This window comes from Pseudomonas sp. MF6747, assembly GCF_963890955.1.
Taxonomy (GTDB): Bacteria; Pseudomonadota; Gammaproteobacteria; order Pseudomonadales; family Pseudomonadaceae; genus Aquipseudomonas.
The window spans coordinates 225,587-243,416 of record NZ_CAWPSZ010000050.1 but is presented as its reverse complement, the minus strand read 5'-3'; the positions used below and the strand labels follow the sequence as shown (position 1 = coordinate 243,416).

Annotated in this window: 15 protein-coding genes and 1 pseudogene; 10 read left to right on the top strand and 6 right to left on the bottom strand. The window is 61.0% G+C overall.

The window, feature by feature from the left end; genetic code table 11:
- Positions 1-8 precede the first annotated feature (8 nt).
- The 6 genes and pseudogenes from AACW30_RS26630 to AACW30_RS31645 all read left to right on the top strand — a co-directional run bounded on the left by AACW30_RS26630 (position 9) and on the right by AACW30_RS31645 (position 7,250).
- On the top strand, positions 9-977 hold the full coding sequence (locus AACW30_RS26630) for a FecR family protein (RefSeq protein WP_119736911.1): 969 nt from the start codon (positions 9-11) through the stop codon (positions 975-977).
- 115 nt (positions 978-1,092) lie between these two features.
- Positions 1,093-3,657, top strand: a complete 2,565-nt coding sequence (locus AACW30_RS26625) for a TonB-dependent receptor (RefSeq protein ID WP_200623846.1) — start codon at positions 1,093-1,095, stop codon at positions 3,655-3,657.
- Positions 3,658-3,808: 151 nt separating this feature from the next.
- Entirely contained in the window at positions 3,809-4,417 is a 609-nt protein-coding gene (locus tag AACW30_RS26620) for a biliverdin-producing heme oxygenase (protein ID WP_200623845.1), read from the top strand.
- A 153-nt stretch (positions 4,418-4,570) separates the two neighbouring features.
- Positions 4,571-4,984: a YbaN family protein gene (locus AACW30_RS26615; RefSeq protein ID WP_106578340.1), complete on the top strand. Its 414-nt coding sequence runs from the start codon at positions 4,571-4,573 to the stop codon at positions 4,982-4,984.
- Positions 4,985-5,057: 73 nt separating this feature from the next.
- Positions 5,058-6,392 (top strand): annotated as a pseudogene (locus AACW30_RS31650) (PDC sensor domain-containing protein); the annotation flags it as partial.
- A 102-nt stretch (positions 6,393-6,494) separates the two neighbouring features.
- Complete coding sequence (locus AACW30_RS31645; protein ID WP_370004810.1) at positions 6,495-7,250, top strand: methyl-accepting chemotaxis protein; 756 nt, start codon at positions 6,495-6,497, stop codon at positions 7,248-7,250.
- Between the two features lie 136 nt (positions 7,251-7,386).
- Here the strand turns inward: AACW30_RS31645 and AACW30_RS26605 are convergent, their stop codons facing one another.
- Complete coding sequence (locus tag AACW30_RS26605) at positions 7,387-7,950, bottom strand: NAD(P)H nitroreductase (RefSeq protein WP_106578338.1); 564 nt, start codon at positions 7,948-7,950, stop codon at positions 7,387-7,389.
- Between the two features lie 139 nt (positions 7,951-8,089).
- On the opposite strand from AACW30_RS26605, the gene AACW30_RS26600 reads away from it, so the two are divergent.
- From AACW30_RS26600 to AACW30_RS26590, 3 genes are read left to right on the top strand one after another with little or no spacing between them, the layout of a single operon-like run.
- Positions 8,090-9,529, top strand: coding sequence for a di-heme oxidoreductase family protein (locus AACW30_RS26600; RefSeq protein WP_200623843.1), 1,440 nt, complete (start codon positions 8,090-8,092; stop codon positions 9,527-9,529).
- 31 nt (positions 9,530-9,560) lie between these two features.
- On the top strand, positions 9,561-10,625 hold the full coding sequence (locus AACW30_RS26595) for an imelysin family protein (protein WP_119736904.1): 1,065 nt from the start codon (positions 9,561-9,563) through the stop codon (positions 10,623-10,625).
- Positions 10,626-10,627: 2 nt separating this feature from the next.
- Positions 10,628-11,728: a DUF1513 domain-containing protein gene (locus AACW30_RS26590; RefSeq protein WP_200623874.1), complete on the top strand. Its 1,101-nt coding sequence runs from the start codon at positions 10,628-10,630 to the stop codon at positions 11,726-11,728.
- Positions 11,729-11,848: 120 nt separating this feature from the next.
- Here the strand turns inward: AACW30_RS26590 and AACW30_RS26585 are convergent, their stop codons facing one another.
- The 5 genes from AACW30_RS26585 to colR form a co-directional block, all read right to left on the bottom strand.
- Complete coding sequence (locus AACW30_RS26585; RefSeq protein WP_119736900.1) at positions 11,849-12,076, bottom strand: hypothetical protein; 228 nt, start codon at positions 12,074-12,076, stop codon at positions 11,849-11,851.
- Positions 12,073-12,792, bottom strand: a complete 720-nt coding sequence (locus AACW30_RS26580; RefSeq protein ID WP_119736897.1) for a lipopolysaccharide kinase InaA family protein — start codon at positions 12,790-12,792, stop codon at positions 12,073-12,075. The genes AACW30_RS26585 and AACW30_RS26580 overlap by 4 nt, the downstream gene beginning before the upstream one ends.
- A gap of 4 nt (positions 12,793-12,796) precedes the next feature.
- A complete protein-coding gene (locus AACW30_RS26575) occupies positions 12,797-13,477 on the bottom strand; it encodes a class I SAM-dependent methyltransferase (RefSeq protein ID WP_106578332.1) in 681 nt (226 codons plus the stop codon).
- A gap of 188 nt (positions 13,478-13,665) precedes the next feature.
- Complete coding sequence (locus tag AACW30_RS26570) at positions 13,666-14,946, bottom strand: sensor histidine kinase (RefSeq protein WP_106578331.1); 1,281 nt, start codon at positions 14,944-14,946, stop codon at positions 13,666-13,668.
- Positions 14,936-15,619: a two-component system response regulator ColR gene (gene colR / locus AACW30_RS26565; protein ID WP_003175870.1), complete on the bottom strand. Its 684-nt coding sequence runs from the start codon at positions 15,617-15,619 to the stop codon at positions 14,936-14,938. Before colR ends, AACW30_RS26570 begins: the two co-directional genes overlap by 11 nt.
- A 201-nt stretch (positions 15,620-15,820) precedes the next feature.
- Between colR and AACW30_RS26560 the strand changes: the two genes are divergently transcribed.
- The gene (locus AACW30_RS26560; RefSeq protein ID WP_200623842.1) at positions 15,821-17,770 is read left to right on the top strand and encodes an LTA synthase family protein; all 1,950 of its coding nucleotides are present in this window, start codon (positions 15,821-15,823) and stop codon (positions 17,768-17,770) included.
- Positions 17,771-17,830 lie beyond the last annotated feature (60 nt).

Here is a 17,830-nt window from a genome sequence, read left to right as displayed (position 1 = left end):
GGAACACCGTGACAGACCCGAATAAACTGCGCCCCCATGAGCTGGCTCATGAGGTGTTGCAAGACACTGCTATGGACCAGGCCCTTGACTGGCTGATCGTCTTGCAGTGCCCGCAACCCGGGCAGCAAGCGCAGTTCGATGCCTGGCTGGCCAGTGACCCGGCACACGCACACGCGTTCAACAAAGCCCGGACCGCCTGGGGCGGCGCGCCGGTACACAGCGCCGCCGTGGCCCTGGCAGCGCCGCGCAAACCGAGCGCCTGGCGCCGGGTAAAACCGCATTGGAAACCCTTGGCCACCGCCGCCGTACTGTTGATCGGCCTGTTCAGCTTCAGCAACCTGCCCGTGCGCCTGCAAGCCGACCACCTCACCGTGGTCGGTGAACGCCAGCGCGTGCAGTTGGACGACGGTTCCAAAGTACTGCTGAACACCAACTCGGCGTTTTCCAGCCGCATCAAAGACCACCAGCGCATCGCGCGCCTGTACCAAGGCGAGGCATTTTTCGAAGTTGCGCCCAACCGTGGCCTGCCCCTGGAGATTGACGCCGGGCCGGTGCGCGCCAGCGTGCGCGACACCGACTTCGCCGTGCGCTACCTCAATGGCGAAGCGCAAGTGCAGGTGCAGCGCGGTGACGTCGACCTGAGCAACACCTTCGACGACGCCCGCGTGCGCCTGCGCGCCGGTGAAAGTATCCGTATCGGCCCCAAAGGCTTTGGCCAACCCGCCAAGCTGGATGTGAGCAAGGACCTGGCCTGGGTCCAAGGTCGGCTGGTGTTCGAAAACTGCCCGATGAGCGACGTGCTGGCAGAGCTGCGCCGCTATTACCCGGGCTGGATCGTCAACACCAACGACAAGCTCGCCAGCACAGCTGTCACCGGCAATTACCGCCTCGACCAGCCGCTGGACGTGGTGCGCTCACTGGCGCACATCACCTCGGCCACGCTCTCGGAATACCCGGCGCTGGTCATTCTGAACTAAATGAGAATTATTTTTACTCGATGTTAACCGGCGGTACGTCTTGTTATAGCCAATGCAACTGATTCCTATTTGATTCGGTTCGCAACTATAAGATTCGTACTCCGGAGCGCTCTCGATGTCCTCTCGTTTCAACCGCCGGTCTTCTTCGCCCGTCCTGTCGTTGCTGACCGCTGCCATTCTGATGGCCAGCGCGCCAGTCATGGCCGCCACTGCCGCCGAGCCGGTCGCCCGCAGCCACGGCAACTACAATTTCAGCATCGAGCAGCAGCCGTTGGTCTCGGCGCTGAACGCGTTTACCGCCGTGACCGGCTGGCAAGTCGGCCTGCCGGCAGAGCTGGGCCAAGGTGTGTCGTCCCCTGGCGCACGCGGCCCGCTGTCACCCGAAAAAGCCCTGGACCGGTTGTTGGTGGGGACCAACCTGAGCTATCGCAAACTGGGCACCAACAACATCGTGCTGGAAAAACGCGCGACCGGCAGCGTGCTCAACCTGCAACAGGTGACCATCAGCGCCACGCGCAACGAACAGGACGTCAACAGCGTGCCCAGCACGGTCACTGTGCATGATCGCCAGGAACTGGACCGCCAGAACGTCAACACCATCCGTGAACTGGTGCGCTACGAGCCCAACGTGTCAGTCGGTGGCGCAGGCACCCGCGCCAGCAACGCGGGCTACAACATTCGCGGCATCGACGGCGACCGCATCCTCACTCAAGTCGACGGCGTCGAAGTGCCGGACAACTTCTTCAACGGCCCCTACGCCAAGACGCGCCGCAACTACGTCGACCCGGAAATCGTCAAGCGCGTAGAAATCCTGCGTGGACCGGCCTCGGCCTTGTACGGCAGCAGCGCCATCGGCGGCGCGGTGAGCTACTTCACCCTCGACCCGGACGACATCATCAAGCCCGGCCAGGACGTCGGCGCCCGTCTGAAAACCGGCTACAGCTCCGCCGACGACAGCTGGCTGACCTCCGGCACCGTTGCCGGCCGCGTGCAGGACTTCGACGGTTTGCTGCACTTGAGCCAGCGCAATGGCCATGAAATGGAATCCTACGACGGCAACAACGCCACCGGCCTGGCCCGCACCGGTGCCAACCCGGAAGACGCGCGCACCACCAATATCCTGGCCAAATTGGGCTGGAACTATGGCGATGACAACCGACTGGGCCTGACCTACGAGAAGTTCAAGGATGACCGCGACGTTAACCTGAAAAACGCCGTGGGCGGCCCGTTCATCGGTGGTCGAGGAATGAATTTGTACCGTGCCCGCTCGGGCAACGACACCATCACTCGCGAGCGCTTCGGCCTGGAAAACACCTTTGCCCTGGAGTCGCCGATTGCCGATCGCATCAAGACCAGCCTGAACTACCAGATCGCCAAGACCGACCAGACCACCGCCGAAATCTACCAGGCGGGTCGTCGCGTATTACGCACCCGTGACACGCTATACGAAGAAAAACAGTGGGTCTTCGACGCCCAACTGGACAAGGCTTTCAACATCGGTGAAACCGATCACCAAGTGACCTATGGCACCACACTCAAACAGCAGAAAGTCACCGGCTCGCGCGAAGGCTCGGCCTCCTGCCTCGCCGTCGGCTCGGGTTGCACGGCCATCGGCGCCCCCAGCCCGCAAGCCAGCGACAGCGTGAAAAAATCCAGCGACTTCCCGGACCCGACCATCAACACCTACTCGCTGTTTGCCCAGGACCAGATCACCTGGAACAAATGGACCTTCCTGCCGGCAGTGCGCTATGACTACACCCAGCTCAAACCCAAGCTGACCCAGGAATTCCTCAACACCGTAAACCCGACCGGCACCTACCCGGTCAGCGACAAAGAAAAAACCTGGCACCGTGTAACGCCCAAGTTCGGCCTGACCTATGCGCTGACCGATCAATACACCTGGTTCGGTCAATACGCCGAGGGTTTCCGCACGCCATCGGCCAAGGCGCTCTATGGTCGCTTTGAAAACCTCAACCTTGGCTACACCGTCGAGCCAAACCCGAACCTCAAGCCGGAAACCAGCAAGGGCATCGAAACCGGGATTCGCGGTCATTTCGACGAGGGCTCTTTCGACATCGCGGTGTTCTACAACAAGTACCGCGACTTTATCGACGAAGACGCCTCGGTCGCCGGCGGCGACATACAAACCTTCGAAGCCAACAACATCAAGCACGCCACCATCAAAGGGGTAGAAGCCAAGGGCCGCCTGAACCTCGACGCGTTCGGCGCACCGCAAGGCCTCTACACCCAGGGCTCGGTCGGTTACACCTACGGCCGCAACGACGACAACGGCGAGCCGCTCAACAGCGTCAACCCGCTTAAAGGCGTGTTCGGCCTGGGCTACGAGCAAGAGCAATACGGCGCGCTGGTCAGCTGGACGCTGGTGAAGAAACAGAACCGCGTCGACAGCACCACCTTCCACGCACCGGATGGCAGCACCAGTGCGCCGTTCAAAACGCCTGGCTTCGGCATCGTCGACCTGACCGGTTACTACAAAGTCACCCACGATGTGACCATCAACGGCGGCCTCTACAACCTCACCGACAAAAAGTACTGGAACTGGGATGACGTGCGCAGCTACGACGGCGTCGGCGAAGCCGGCGTGACAGCGCCCGCGAACCTCGACCGCCTGACCCAGCCCGGCCGCAACTTCGCGATCAACCTGATCTGGGACATCTGACAGCACCACACCCAAATGCCGTCTCCTTACCTCGCCGGAATTTCACCGGCGAGGTGAGGATTTTTTACTGTGCCGCGTCTTCTTGTTCGTCTAGTTGATAACAGCTCTCTTTAGGGCACCCAGGCGCTACTCTTCTCAAGGACTTTTTTCGATGACCGCTTCCCCTACCGCAGAACGCCCAAGCCTGCGCTCCCAGCGCCTGAACCAGATCACCAACGAGCCCCACACCAAGCTCGATGCGCTGGTCAAAGCCCACGCCCCATTCGAAACCCAAGCCAACTTCGCCCGCTTCGTGGTCGCCCAGTACCTGTTCCAATCGGAACTGGTGGCCCTGTACAACGACCCTGAGCTGATCAAGATCGTCCCTGACCTGGCTGAACGCTGCCGCGCCGAAGCCGCCAAGCTGGACCTCGGCGACCTGGACACCGAAGTGCCTGCACCGGTCGCCGGCGCTGTTAAGAACCCGAGCAAGGCCGAAGCCCTGGGCTGGCTGTTCGTCTCCGAAGGCTCCAAGCTGGGCGCCGCGTTCCTGATCAAACGCGCCGTGAGCCTGGGCCTGAGCGAAACCTTCGGAGCCCGTCACCTCGGCGAGCCGGCCGGTGGTCGCGCCGAGGGCTGGAAGCGCTTTACCCGCACCCTCGACGGCCTGGCATTCAGTGCTGAAGAAGAAGCGGCGGTAGAAAAAGGTGCGATCGACGCGTTTGTACGCTTCACCGTGCTGCTGGAACAGGCGTACGCTAGCGCCCCTGAATTGGCCTGACTGCTGGAATGCGATTAAACATGTGGGAGCGGGCTTGTTCGCGAAAGCGGTGTGTCAGTCGACATATACATGACTGAACCACCGCCTTCGCGAGCAAGCCCGCTCCCACAGTTGTATCTCATTTCAAACTGATTTTTTGTGATCACCCAACCTATGACCGGCAAAACCCAATCCACCTCAAAAATCGCGCAGATCCTCTTCGGCCTGCTGGCCTACGTCAGCCTGGGCATTGGGTTGGTGGCGATTGTCATACCGGGTTTGCCCACCACCGAATTCATCCTGCTCGCCGCCTGGGCCGCGACCAAAAGCTCGCCGCGCCTGAGTGCCTGGCTGGAAAACCACCGGCTGTTCGGGCCGATCCTGTTCAATTGGCGCAACGGCAAGATCATCGCCCGCCGTGCCAAAGTCAGCGCCACGGTCAGCATGCTGCTGTGCGCCGGTTTGATGCTGGTGATGCTCGATCATGGCTGGCCGATCTACCTGGCGATCGCCGGCATGAGCCTGGGCAACCTGTGGATCTGGTCACGCCCGGAACGGCTTGCAGCGCCCGTAGGGCGCGGCGTGTAGTCTTTTTCCTACCGCTCATCGTCTTTCTCTCATGAAACAACTCGTTACGCCGATGTTTCGGACATAGCGCCGAATGGACTTGGCTCGCCCTGCTTGCAGGTCAACAAGTCCAATCGCGAGTGAACCTATGTTCGACACCCTCTCTATCCGCTTGAAAATCGTGCTGCTGTCCGGCCTCTGCCTGTTGGGCGTGATTGCGCTGGTCATCGGCGTCAACCTTTACGAGGCCGATCAGAACAACCGACTGGTCAGCGATTCAAGCTCGCGAATGCTCACCCAGAGTGTGCAGAACCTGTTGCAAGCCAAGGCCGGCGAACAGGCGGTACAGCTGCAGAAAACCTTTGGCGAAAGCCTGGTGGTGGTCACCGCACTGGCCGACCAGATCAAGGGCCTGCGCACCACCGCCGCCAAGCGCGGGCTGGAAGCGGGTGCACTGCGTGAAGAACTCAACCAGAGCCTCAAGACCGCCTTTGAGCGCAACACCAAGGTGCTGGGAATCTGGCTGTCGTTCGAACCCAATGGCCTGGATGGCAAGGACAGCGAGTTTGTCGACGACAAGGCCCGCGTCTCGAATGAAAAAGGTCGCTTTTCCAGCTACTGGAGCCGCGCCGCCGGTGAAGGCCTGAACACGGTGATGGTCGAGGACGACCTGACCAAGACCACCCCGAATCTCAGCGGCACACCCTACAACATTTGGTACACCTGCCCACGGGACACGCGCACTGTTTGCCTGCTTGACCCGTACTCCGACGACGTGGCCGGCAAGCAGGTGCTGATGACCACCCTCTCGCTGCCGTTGATCGTCGACGGCAAGGTCATCGGCGTGGTTGGCGTGGACCTGGCCCTCAACACCCTGCAGGCGGCGACCGACGCAGCACAAAAAGAACTCTTCGACGGCGCCGCGCACCTGGAAATTCTCTCCAGCACCGGCTTGATCGCGGCCTACAGCGGCGAGCCGGCGCGGGTCGGCAAAAACCTGATCGACACCCTGGGCGCCGAGGGCAAAGAGATTGTGCAATTGCTGGCCAACGACACGCGCACTCTCCGCGAGCAAGACGACACGATCCGCGCCGTGTACCCGGTCAAACCGATTGCCGACGCCAAGTCCTGGGGCATCGTGATCAAACTGCCCAAGAACGTGATGCTGGCGGACACCCTGAAACTGCAAGGCGTCCTCGACAACGCCCAGCATGCCGGCACGCTCAAGGCCTTGCTGGTCGGTGCCGCCGCCGCATTGCTGGGCCTGGTGCTGATCTGGCTGACCGCCACCGGCGTAACCCGCCCGATCAACACCGTGGCCGCGATGCTCAAGAACATCGCCAGTGGCGAAGGCGATCTTACCCAGCGCCTGACTTACGCCAAGAAAGACGAACTGGGCGAGCTGGCGAACTGGTTCAACCGCTTTCTCGACAAGCTGCAACCGACCATCGCGCAGATCAAACAAAGCATCACCGAAGCACGCGGCACGGCTGATCAGTCATCAGCCATTGCGCGCCAGACCAGCGAAGGCATGCAGGTGCAGTTCCGCGAAATCGACCAGGTTGCCACGGCGTCCAATGAAATGAGCGCCACCGCCCACGACGTGGCCAACAGCGCGTCCAACGCTGCCAGCGCGGCACGCGGGGCGGACCAGTCGGCGCGCGAGGGCATGTCGATCATTGAGCAGAGCACCCGCGACATCACCACCCTCGCCGAAGAAGTCAGCAAGGCCGTGAGCGAGGTCGAGGCCTTGGCGGTGAACAGCGAGCAGATCGGTTCGGTGCTGGAAGTGATCCGCAGCATTGCCGAGCAGACCAACCTGCTGGCCCTCAACGCCGCCATCGAAGCGGCACGCGCCGGGGAAAGCGGACGTGGGTTTGCGGTGGTGGCCGACGAAGTGCGCAACCTGGCCAAACGCACACAGGATTCGGTGGAAGAAATTCGCCTGGTGATCGAGCGCATCCAGAGCGGCACCCGTGGCGTGGTGGCCACCATGCATTCCAGCCAGCACCAGGCCCAAAGCAATGCCGGGCAGATCCATCAGGCCGTGCAAGCGCTGGGCAAGATCAGCGACGCGGTCACAGTCATCAGCGACATGAACCTGCAAATCGCCAGCGCCGCCGAGCAGCAGAGCGCCGTGGCCGAAGAGGTCAATCGCAATGTGTCGGCAATTCGTACCGTGACTGAAACCCTCACCGGCCAGGCCACCGAGTCGGCGGCCATCAGCAGCCAACTGAATGCCTTGGCCAGCCAGCAGATGAAGCTGATGGATCAGTTCAAGGTGTAACACCGAATCTAAAGCCAATGAAGAGCAAATGTGGGAGCGGGCTTGCTCGCGAATGCGATGGATCAGTCAATACATCCAGTGACTGTCACACCGCATTCGCGAGCAAGCCCGCTCCCACATTTAGATCACCGTTGGCCTACAGGCCAGGCCACGCCTGAACAAACGCCGCCACATCTTCTTTCTGCGCAGTGCGCGGCGGGTTCTGCGGCGTGCCCAGATAAAGGAAGCCAATCACTTCCTCATCCGCCGTCAGCCCCAGGCCTTTGGCCACGTGCGCCGAGTAGGACAGCTCGCCCGTGCGCCACACCGCGCCGATCCCCTGTGCATAAGCCGCCAGCAGAATACCGTGGGCCGCACACGCAGCCGCCAGCAGTTGCTCGGACTTGGGCACCTTGAAGTGTTCTTGCAGGCGGGCAATCACCACCACCACCAACGGCGCGCGCAGCGGGCCATTCTGGGCCTTGTCGATGGCGGCTTGCGGGGCGTCGGCGTCTTGCAGGCGCGCCGCTTCGGCCAGCAGCGTGCCCATTTGCTCGCGGGCCGCCCCTTCGACGGTGAGAAAACGCCATGGCCGCAACTGGCCGTGGTCCGGTGCACGCATGGCGGCGGCGAACAGCACATCGCGCTGCTCCTGGGTCGGTGCCGGTTCCAGCAAACGCGGCACGGAAACACGGTTGAGCAAAGCGTCGAGAGCCTGCATTGGCCACCTCCAGAGAAAAATGTGCGGCCATTCTAGCGGGAATGAATCGGATTCGACCAAACGATAATTGCTCTTATTCATTGAGCCCCGCCCTGTTAGACTTTGCGGCCTAATTTTGGCCATCGCTTCAGGAAACTTGATGTTCTGTTCGCTTTTTCGCCTGTCCGCAGCGTTGATGGCCTTGAGCCTGACAGCCTGCGATGACGCCCCACGTTTCACCAAGGCCGAGCCTGGTGAAGCGCGAGCCGGCGGCGCGACGACGGTGAACAAGCGCGACCAGAACGCCTTTTCCCTGCCCTCGGCTAACCTGGCGCCGACGCGCCGCCTGGACTTCAGCGTCGGCAACAGCTTTTTCCGCAGCCCGTGGGTGATCGCGCCGTCCACCACCACCGCGCGCGACGGCTTGGGCCCGCTGTTCAACACCAACGCCTGCCAGAACTGCCACATCAAGGACGGCCGGGGTCACCCACCGCTGCCCGACGCGCCCAATGCGGTGTCGATGCTGGTGCGCCTGTCGATTCCCGTGCCGATGACAGCGCCTGCGCCCTACGCCAAAATCATCGAGCAGCTCGGCGTAGTGCCCGAGCCGGTCTACGGCGGGCAATTGCAGGACATGGCCGTGCCGGGCGTGGCCCCGGAAGGCAAGGTGCGCGTGGATTACACACCGGTCAACGTGACGTTCAAGGACGGCACCGTGGTCGAGCTGCGCAAGCCCGACCTGCACATCACCCAGCTCGGCTACGGCCCAATGCATCCGGATACACTTTTCTCAGCGCGCATCGCCCCGCCCATGATCGGCCTGGGCTTGCTCGAAGCCATCAGCGACGCCGATGTGTTGCGCAACACCGACCCGAAAACGGCCGACAAAGAAGCCCTCGTCGGCCGCGCCAATTGGGTGTGGGATGACGCCCGGCAAAAAACCGTGCTCGGGCGCTTTGGCTGGAAAGCTGGGCAACCCAACCTCAATCAACAAAATGTTCACGCGTTTTCTGGTGATATGGGCCTCACCACGTCCCTGAGACCCTTTGATGACTGCACCGACGCCCAAGTCGCCTGCAAACAGGCCCCCAACGGCAATGGCCCCGATGGCGAGCCGGAAGTCAGCGATAACATCCTGCGCCTGGTGCTGTTCTACACCCGCAACCTCGCCGTGCCGGTGCGCCGTGGCATCAACACGCCGCAGGTACTGGCCGGGAAAAACCTGTTCTACCAGGCCGGTTGCCAGGGCTGCCACAAACCCACGTTCACCACGGCCGCAGGCGCCGCCGAACCCGAACTGGCCAACCAGGTGATTCGCCCCTACAGCGACCTGCTGTTGCACGACATGGGCGCAGGCCTGGCCGACAACCGCAGCGAATTCAAGGCCGGTGGCCGCGACTGGCGCACCCCGCCGTTGTGGGGCATTGGCCTGACGCAGACCGTCAGTGGCCACACCCAGTTTTTACATGATGGCCGCGCCCGCAATCTGCTCGAAGCCGTGCTGTGGCATGGCGGTGAAGCACAAGCGGCGCAGCAGCATGTGCTGTCCTTTAATGCCGAGCAGCGTGCCGCGTTGCTGGCGTTCCTGAATTCTTTATAAGCTTTGCCGCACTTACAGAAGGGAGCTCGACATGTTTCGTCCCAAGTTGTTGTTCACCAGCCTGGCCGCCCTCGCCCTCGGCGCCTGCTCGCCGCAGGACCCGCAAGCGGTGACCTCGGCGGCTATCGCCAAGCAAGTGATCCTGCCGACCTACAGCCGTTGGGTTGAAGCCGACCGCCAACTGGCCGTCAGCGCCCTCGCCTACTGCCAGGGCAAAGAAAGCCTGGAGACCGCCCGCGCCGACTTCCTCCACGCGCAAAAAGCCTGGGCCGAGCTGCAACCGCTGCTGATCGGCCCGCTGGCCGAGGGCAACCGTTCGTGGCAAGTGCAGTTCTGGCCGGACAAGAAAAACCTGGTCGGCCGCCAAGTCGAACAACTGGTCACCGCCCAGCCGCAGATCGATGGCGCGGCCCTGGCCAAGTCCAGCGTGGTGGTACAAGGCCTGTCGGCCTACGAATACATCCTCTACGACGCCAAGACCGACGTCGCCGACGAGGCCCAGAAAGCCCGCTACTGCCCGCTGCTGGTCGCCATCGGCGAGCGCCAGAAAGCCTTGGCTGAAGAGATCCTGGCGAGCTGGAACAGCACCGACGGCATGCTCGCGCAGATGACCAAGTTTCCCAACCAGCGCTACGCCGATTCCCACGAAGCCATCGCGGATCTGCTGCGCGTGCAAGTCACTGCGCTGGACACGCTGAAGAAAAAACTCGGCACGCCGATGGGTCGCCAGACCAAGGGCATCCCGCAACCGTTCCAGGCCGATGCGTGGCGCAGCCAGTCGTCCCTGCAAAGCCTGGAAGCCAGCCTGGCTGCGGCCCAGACCGTGTGGGCCGGCGTCGACAACAAAGGCCTGCGTGGCTTGTTGCCGTCAGAGCAGAAGCCGTTGGCCGACAAGATCGACGCCGCCTATGCCGCGTCTTTGAAGCTGTTCGCCAGCAATCAGCGCACGCTCAATGAACTGTTGGCCGACGACGCCGGCCGCCAGCAGCTCAACGACATTTACGACAGCCTCAACGTGGTCCACCGCCTGCACGAAGGCGAGTTGGCCAAAGCGCTGGGCATTCAACTGGGCTTTAACGCCAACGACGGTGACTGATGATGCTCAGGCGGCAGGCTTTGGCGGTGGGCAGTGTGCTGCTCAGCGCACTCACGTTGGGCGGTTGGACGCTGTTCAAGCAGAAGGGCTCAACAAGCCCGTTGCTGCTCTCGGCGCGTAATGATGCCGATGGCAAGCACTACGCCGTGGGCTATCACCTGGACGGCAAGCAGGTGTTTGCCACCCAGGTCGGTCAGCGCTGCCACGACATCATCAACCACCCGACGCTGCCAATTGCGCTGTTTGTCGCCCGTCGCCCGGGCACTGAGAGTTACCTGATCAACCTGCGTGATGGCGCGTTGCTGCAGACCATCACGTCGAATGCCAATCGCCATTTCTATGGGCATGCGGTGATTCACAAGAGCGGCGACTGGTTGTATGCCACCGAGAACGACACGTCCGACCCGGGCCGTGGGTTGCTGGGTGTGTATAAGTTCGAGGGCGAACGGCTGGTGCACAGCGGCGAGATGTCGACCCACGGTATCGGGCCGCACCAAGTGTCGTGGATGCCCGACGGGGAAACCCTGGTGGTGGCCAACGGCGGGATCCGTACCGAGGCGGAAAGCCGGGTTGAGATGAACCTCAATGCGATGGAGCCGAGCCTGGTATTGATGCACCGCGATGGCCGGTTGATCAGCAAGGAAACCCTGGGCCAGCAGATGAACAGCGTGCGTCATATGGGGATTGCCGACGACGGCACTATTCTCACGGGGCAGCAGTTCATGGGGCCGTCTCAGGAGCGGTCCGAGTTGCTGGCGATCAAGCGACCGGGGCAGCCATTTGTGGCGTTCCCGGTGGCGGATGAGCAACTGCAGGCGATGGGGCATTACACCGCCAGCGTCGCCGTGCACAGTGAGTTACGCCTGGTGGCGCTGACGGCGCCGCGCGGCAATCGCTTTTTTATCTGGAACATGGACAGCGGCGAGCTGCATCTGGATGGGCCTTTGCCCGACTGTGCCGGCGTGGGTGCGGTAGCGGACGGGTTTGTGGTGACTTCAGGCCAGGGACGCTGCCGCTTCTACGACTGTCGCCAGAAGCAGTTGGTGGCTAAACCGTTGGAGCTGCCGTCAGGGTTTTGGGATAACCATCTGCAGGTGATTTGAAATTGACGCCTGTGCGTGACTGCGGTGACGGACAGGTGCTGCGGCCCAAATCAACAGGCAAAAAAAAGGCCTCGCATCGCAAGGCCCTTTTCGGGGGTTTGAATCTATTCAACGCTTTATTCAGCTCTGCGGCCTCATGCCCTGAGACATCCCGAACATGAACAACAACAACTCATGATCAGGCTTGACCGCCACACTCGCCTTGGCGATGCGCGGTAACGGACACTGCCCGCCCCCTTGCACCGCACTGAGCACTTGTGTCCGAGGCAGCTCCCAGGCAGCCAGCGCCAGGGCTGAAATGCCCAACGCGCCGACCAGGAACAAACCTCGTGCTATTTCTAGCTTCATCTGGTTAAACCCTTGATAGCGCTGCCAAACGCCGTCTCGTAAAAGTAGCTGAGTTTTTTCCAGTCGGTATCGTTCCACGACGAATGGCGCCGCAGTTGCAGCATGTCATGGGACGCCGCCCGATAAGCGGTCAAACGCTGTCGGCATTTTTCAAAATCCAGCAACGCCACTTCTACTTTGGCCGAATCGCCTTCCCCGGTTACGCGTACGAACACGTGCTTGATGTACAGGCAGCCATGCTGCCAGCGGCCCTTGTGCATACGTGCCAGGGTGCCCGCCAATTCCTTGAGCAGGCGCTCATGCACCGCCTCACCGTATTGCTCACGACCACCGGCGGCGTACCAGTTTTCGATTTCGTCGAAACCGTCGAGCGACGCCGTCACCAACAACGCTTTCCATTGATGCTCAGGGTCGCGACGTGCCTCGCAGAACACCAGCTCCGGCACGCGTACGTTCAATGAACGCAAACCCCTGAGGGCATCACGCTCACGCAGTACGGTGGGGCGCCCAAACGGGTGAAGCCAGCTGCGATAGATGTGGCCGGTCTGGCGTTTGCTGTAAAGCAAGCGGCCGTTGGGGCTCATCACGCGTTGCACACCACTTTCACCGCCACGTCGACGATTGGGTTCTTCAACCCACTCGCCCTGCAGGCGCCAGAAAAAATCGAATCGTTCCTCGGGAGCTACATGACTGCCTACTACGCACTCAACTGCCATCCTGTTACCTCTTACGCAATACATATACTCGCCACATGGCGTAGAGCGGTATGAAGTCCAGGGATTCCTGAACACGGAAACCGGCCTGCTCAAACTCTGCCTCGACAGTAGCAGCCGGTAACACAAACCGGTTTTGGTAACCTTCCTGCTCACCTCTGTTGCGACGTTTCACTTCGGCGCGTTTGCGTTTCCAGGCCTTGAAATTGCCATCCACCCACAGCGAAATAATCACGCTGTCGCGGGTAACCCGCTGAAATTCTCGCAGTATTGTCATCCTGTGCGCCGGATCACCAATGTGGTGCATCAAGCGCATGCAGAAAATACTGTCGACCGAGTTATCCGGCAAATCGATATCAAAGGCAGAAGTCTGCAAAGGTCGTACCCGTTTCACCACGTCCGCTGGCTGAGCAACGGTCGCAACCTTGAGCATCGACGCTGAATTATCGGCGCCGATAATCACACGGTTGGGTTTCTCAGCCAACAGCGGCCAGAAGCGCCCGGCGCCGCACGGCAGGTCCAACACCAGGCCAGGTTCGCCGGCCATGGCCAGCGCACCCCGCGCCAATTGCTCGTCGCGTTTGTGGGACAACCGGCGAGCCAGATTGTCCTGATGCTTGAGCAAATAATTTTGCGCGTGCTGATCGTCGTACTTTTCAGAAAAATCGAGCTTGATCGGGGTAGACATCAACGGATCTCCAGTAGCTGATGCCTACAACCTTATGCAGCGAACTGTGATCAACAGGTCAACCCGTTGTGAAAAACTTGTCCTGTCCAATCTCATACATTTCAAGACTTTACAGACACAAGCAATAGCATGGGGCCATCTTCGCCGATTTACTGTGATGTCTGGCAGGATAACGGCAAGGGCAAGTGTCAGGGATTGACCTGACTCAACTGCACGTGGAAACGACAGCCGTTGGGTTCCATCGTGCTGAGACTGACCGTCCAACCCTGGTTCTCACAAATCCGCTGCACCAGCGATAATCCCAGGCCGAGCCCTTCGCCGCGTTTTTCGCTGCCACGCACGAACGGCTCGAACATCGCCTCACGCTTGTCTTCGGGAATCCCTACACCGGTGTCCTCCACCACAAAACCATTGGGTTCGAGGGTCAGGCGGATGAAGCCCTGTTCGGTGTAATGCAGGGCATTGCGCAACAGGTTGCCCATAACGGCGTGGAGAAAGGTGGTGTTGTAGCGCGCGTCCGAAGGGTTGCCTGGCTGGTAGATCAACGCCAGGCCCTTGCGCTCGATCGGCTCGCGCCAGATGCCGAGCAAATCGTCCGCCACCTGCGGCAGCGTTACCTGCGGCGACATGGCCGCTTCATCGTGTTCGGCACGGGCCAGCATCAGGAAGGTCTGCACCAGCTCACGCATTTCTTCACAGGCACGCGCGATGCGCTCAACCTGATTGCGGCCGCGCTGATCGATCGCCGGATTTTCCAGCAGCAGTTCGCAGGAACTGGCCAGCACCATCAAAGGCGTGCGCAATTCATGGCTGACGTCACTGGTGAACAATTGCTCGCGTGATAACGCCTGTCGCAGACGCCCCAGTGTGGCATCGAAGGCCACGGCCAGTTCGCCGACTTCATCCGCCGCATAATCGGGTGCCAGCGGTGGCGCCAGGCCCAGCAACTGGTCGCGATGACGCACCTGCCGAGCGAGCCGCACCACCGGCGCCATCACTTTGCGCGCCAGCACCCAACCGAGGAACACCGCCAGCGCCAGGCTAAGCACGAAGCCCACCAGTACCACGGCAAATAGAACCCGCTCGCGTTCCTCGAAGTCGCTTTGGTCTTGCAGCAGGACATACCGACGGCCATCCACCACTTCGACCATGGCGTGGTAAGACAGCGCCTCGCGGAACACCTCATGAAAGCCGGGTTCCAGGTGCCGCAAATCCTTGGGCAGCTCGAAATCACCACGCCCGCCACTGAAATAGAACAGTTGGTCGGGCTCTGGCCGGTGGCTCCAGTCCTCGACGCTGTCCATCAACAGCAGCCGTTGCAAGTCGCCGCCCAAGCCTGCCGAAATCAGTTTTTCTTCTACCAGGTGCACAGTCGCAACGATGCCCATGGCGAACGCCCCCGCCACCAACGCACTCATCAAGGCAAAGGCGATGATGATCCGCTGGGCAAGGCTTTGCTTAAACTCCATCACGACCCTCGGCCAGGCGATAACCCACACCGTGCACGGTTTGCAACAGCGGCTTGGCGAAGGGCTTATCGATCACTTGGCGCAATTGGTGGACGTGGCTGCGCAGGCTGTCGCTGTCGGGGCAGTCATCGCCCCACAAGGCCTCCTCGAGAATTTCGCGACGCAGCACATGTGGGCTTTTTTGCATCAACACCGCAAGCAACTTCAGGCCCACAGGGTTGAGTTTGAGCAGGCGCCCTTCGCGGGTGACTTCCAGGGTATCGAGGTCGTAGCTCAAGTCGCCGACTTGCAGGGCGCGGCGGCCGCCACCCTGGGCACGGCGCAGCACGGCTTCAATGCGGGCGGCCAACTCCGACAGCGCGAACGGCTTGAGCAAGTAATCATCGGCGCCGGACTTGAAGCCCTGCAGCCGGTCATCCAACTGGTCACGGGCGGTGAGCATGATCACCGGCGTGTCGCGGCGCGCGTCTTCACGCAGGCGTTTGCACAAGGTGTAGCCATCGATGCCAGGCAGCATGATGTCGAGCACGATCAGGTCGTAATGCTCGGTGGCGGCCAGGTGCAGGCCCGACAAACCGTCCTGCGCACAGTCCACGGTGTAGCCCTTTAGCCCCAGGTAATCGGCCAGGTTGGCCAGAATATCGCGGTTGTCTTCAACCAATAAAATTCGCATGGGCAGTGTCTCCGTACGCGGTAACGGCCGTGTTGGCTCGCGCAGCTTAAGGCCAAGTGTGGCTCAGGGATAGACCTCAGAGCCTTAGCGATAAAGGTTTTCAACCAATAAGATAAACCAACAAGTTTTTCACTATAGCTTCACAAACTGACTACAGTGTCAGGCCGAAGATCACCGCCCATCGATATAAGGAACATAGACATGGGGTTTCTCAAAACAGCGCCTATGCGCTTTCTGCTGCTCGTAACCGGCACGTGGCTGGTTATTTTCCTGCTCACGCGCAGTGTGCTGCTCTTCACGCACCTGGACGAAGTCGGTGGCAACCTGCTGCCGGTGTTTGGCGTCGGCTTGCTCTACGACCTGGGCTTTCTCACCTACGCCGCCCTGCCGCTGGGGCTGTATTTGCTGCTGTGCCCGCCCGCGCTGTGGCGTCGCCGCGGCCATCGCTGGTTCCTGCAGGCCGTGCTGACGGTCAGCCTGTTCGCGATGCTGTTCACCTCGGTTGCGGAGTGGCTGTTCTGGGATGAGTTTGGCGTGCGTTTCAATTTTATCGCCGTCGATTACCTGGTGTACTCCAATGAAGTATTGAACAACCTGTTGGAGTCGTACCCGATCGGCAAGCTGCTCAGCTTGCTGGCGATGTTGGCGATTGTGTTGAGCCTGGCCCTGCGCACGCCCTTCAACGCGGCGATGCGCGCGCCTCTGCCGCCCATGCGTGGCCGGCTGCTGAATGCGCTGGGCTTATTGATCGTCGCCGGGCTCAGCCTGCAATTGATCAGCCAGGACAGCCCACGCGCCCAAGGCGGTAACGCGTACAACAATGAATTGGCCAGTAATGGCCCGTATCAGTTTTTCGCCGCGTTCCGAAACAACGAGCTCGATTACACGCAGTTCTACAAAAGCCTGCCTGACGACGTGGTCGCCAGGCAATTGCGCGCCGAGCTCAGTGAGCCCAATGCGCGCTTCGTCGGCACTGACCCGCTGGACATACGCCGGGCAATCACCAACCCCGGCACGTTGCGCAAACCCAATATTGTGCTGGTGACCATCGAAAGCTTCAGTGCCAAGTACATGGGCAGCAACGGCGATGGGCGCAACCTCACGCCCAATCTGGATGCCTTGCGCAAACAAAGCCTGTACTTCAGTAACTTTTATGCCACCGGCACCCGTACGGACCGTGGCCTGGAAGCGATCACGCTGGCGATTCCCCCCACGCCAGGCCGATCGATTGTCAAACGTATCGGCCGTGAAAGCGGTTTCGCCAGCCTCGGCCAGCACCTCGGGGCCATCGGCTACGACAGCGTATTCGTCTACGGCGGGCGCGGTTATTTCGACAATATGAACGCGTTTTTCAGCGGCAACGGTTACCGGGTGGTGGACCAGAGCAGCGTGGCCGAATCAGAAATTTCGTTCAAAAACGCGTGGGGCATGGCCGACGAAGACCTCTACCGGCAAACCCTGAAGCTGGCCGACGCCGATTACGCCAAACAGCAACCCTTCTTGCTGCAACTGATGACCACCTCCAATCATCGCCCCTACACCTATCCGGAAGGCCGCATTGATATCAAGTCCGGCAATGGCCGTGACGGCGCGGTGAAATACACCGACTACGCCATCGGCGAGTTCCTCAATGCGGCACGCCAGAAACCCTGGTTCGATAACACGATCTTCGTGTTTGTCGCCGACCACACCGCCGGCAGCGCAGGCAAAGAGGACTTGCCTGTCGCCAACTACCAGGTCCCGCTGTTCATCTATGCACCCAAGTTGATTGAAGCGCGTGAAACAGCGCAACTGGCCAGCCAGATCGACCTGGCGCCCACCTTGCTGGGCCTGATCAACCTGAGCTACGAGTCGACCTTCTTCGGCCGCAACCTGTTGCAGGACAATCCGCTGCCGCCACGCGTCGTCATCGGCAACTACCAGCACCTTGGGCTGTTTGACGGCAATGACCTGGCGATCCTCAGCCCGCGCCAGGCCCTGCGTCGCCATGACCAGGCGCTGGGTGAGAGCCAGGAGTTGCGTGTGGGCAGTGACGACCCGTTGATCCAGCGCGCAATCGCGTACTACCAAGGCGCGAGCTACGGCTTCAAGCAACAATTGCTGAGCTGGAAGGCACCCAAGGAAGTAATCCCACAGGTGAGCACGCGCTGACCCGCGTGCCTGCGGCAAATACCGCGCATAAAAAAACCCCGCCTGCATCACTGCAGGCGG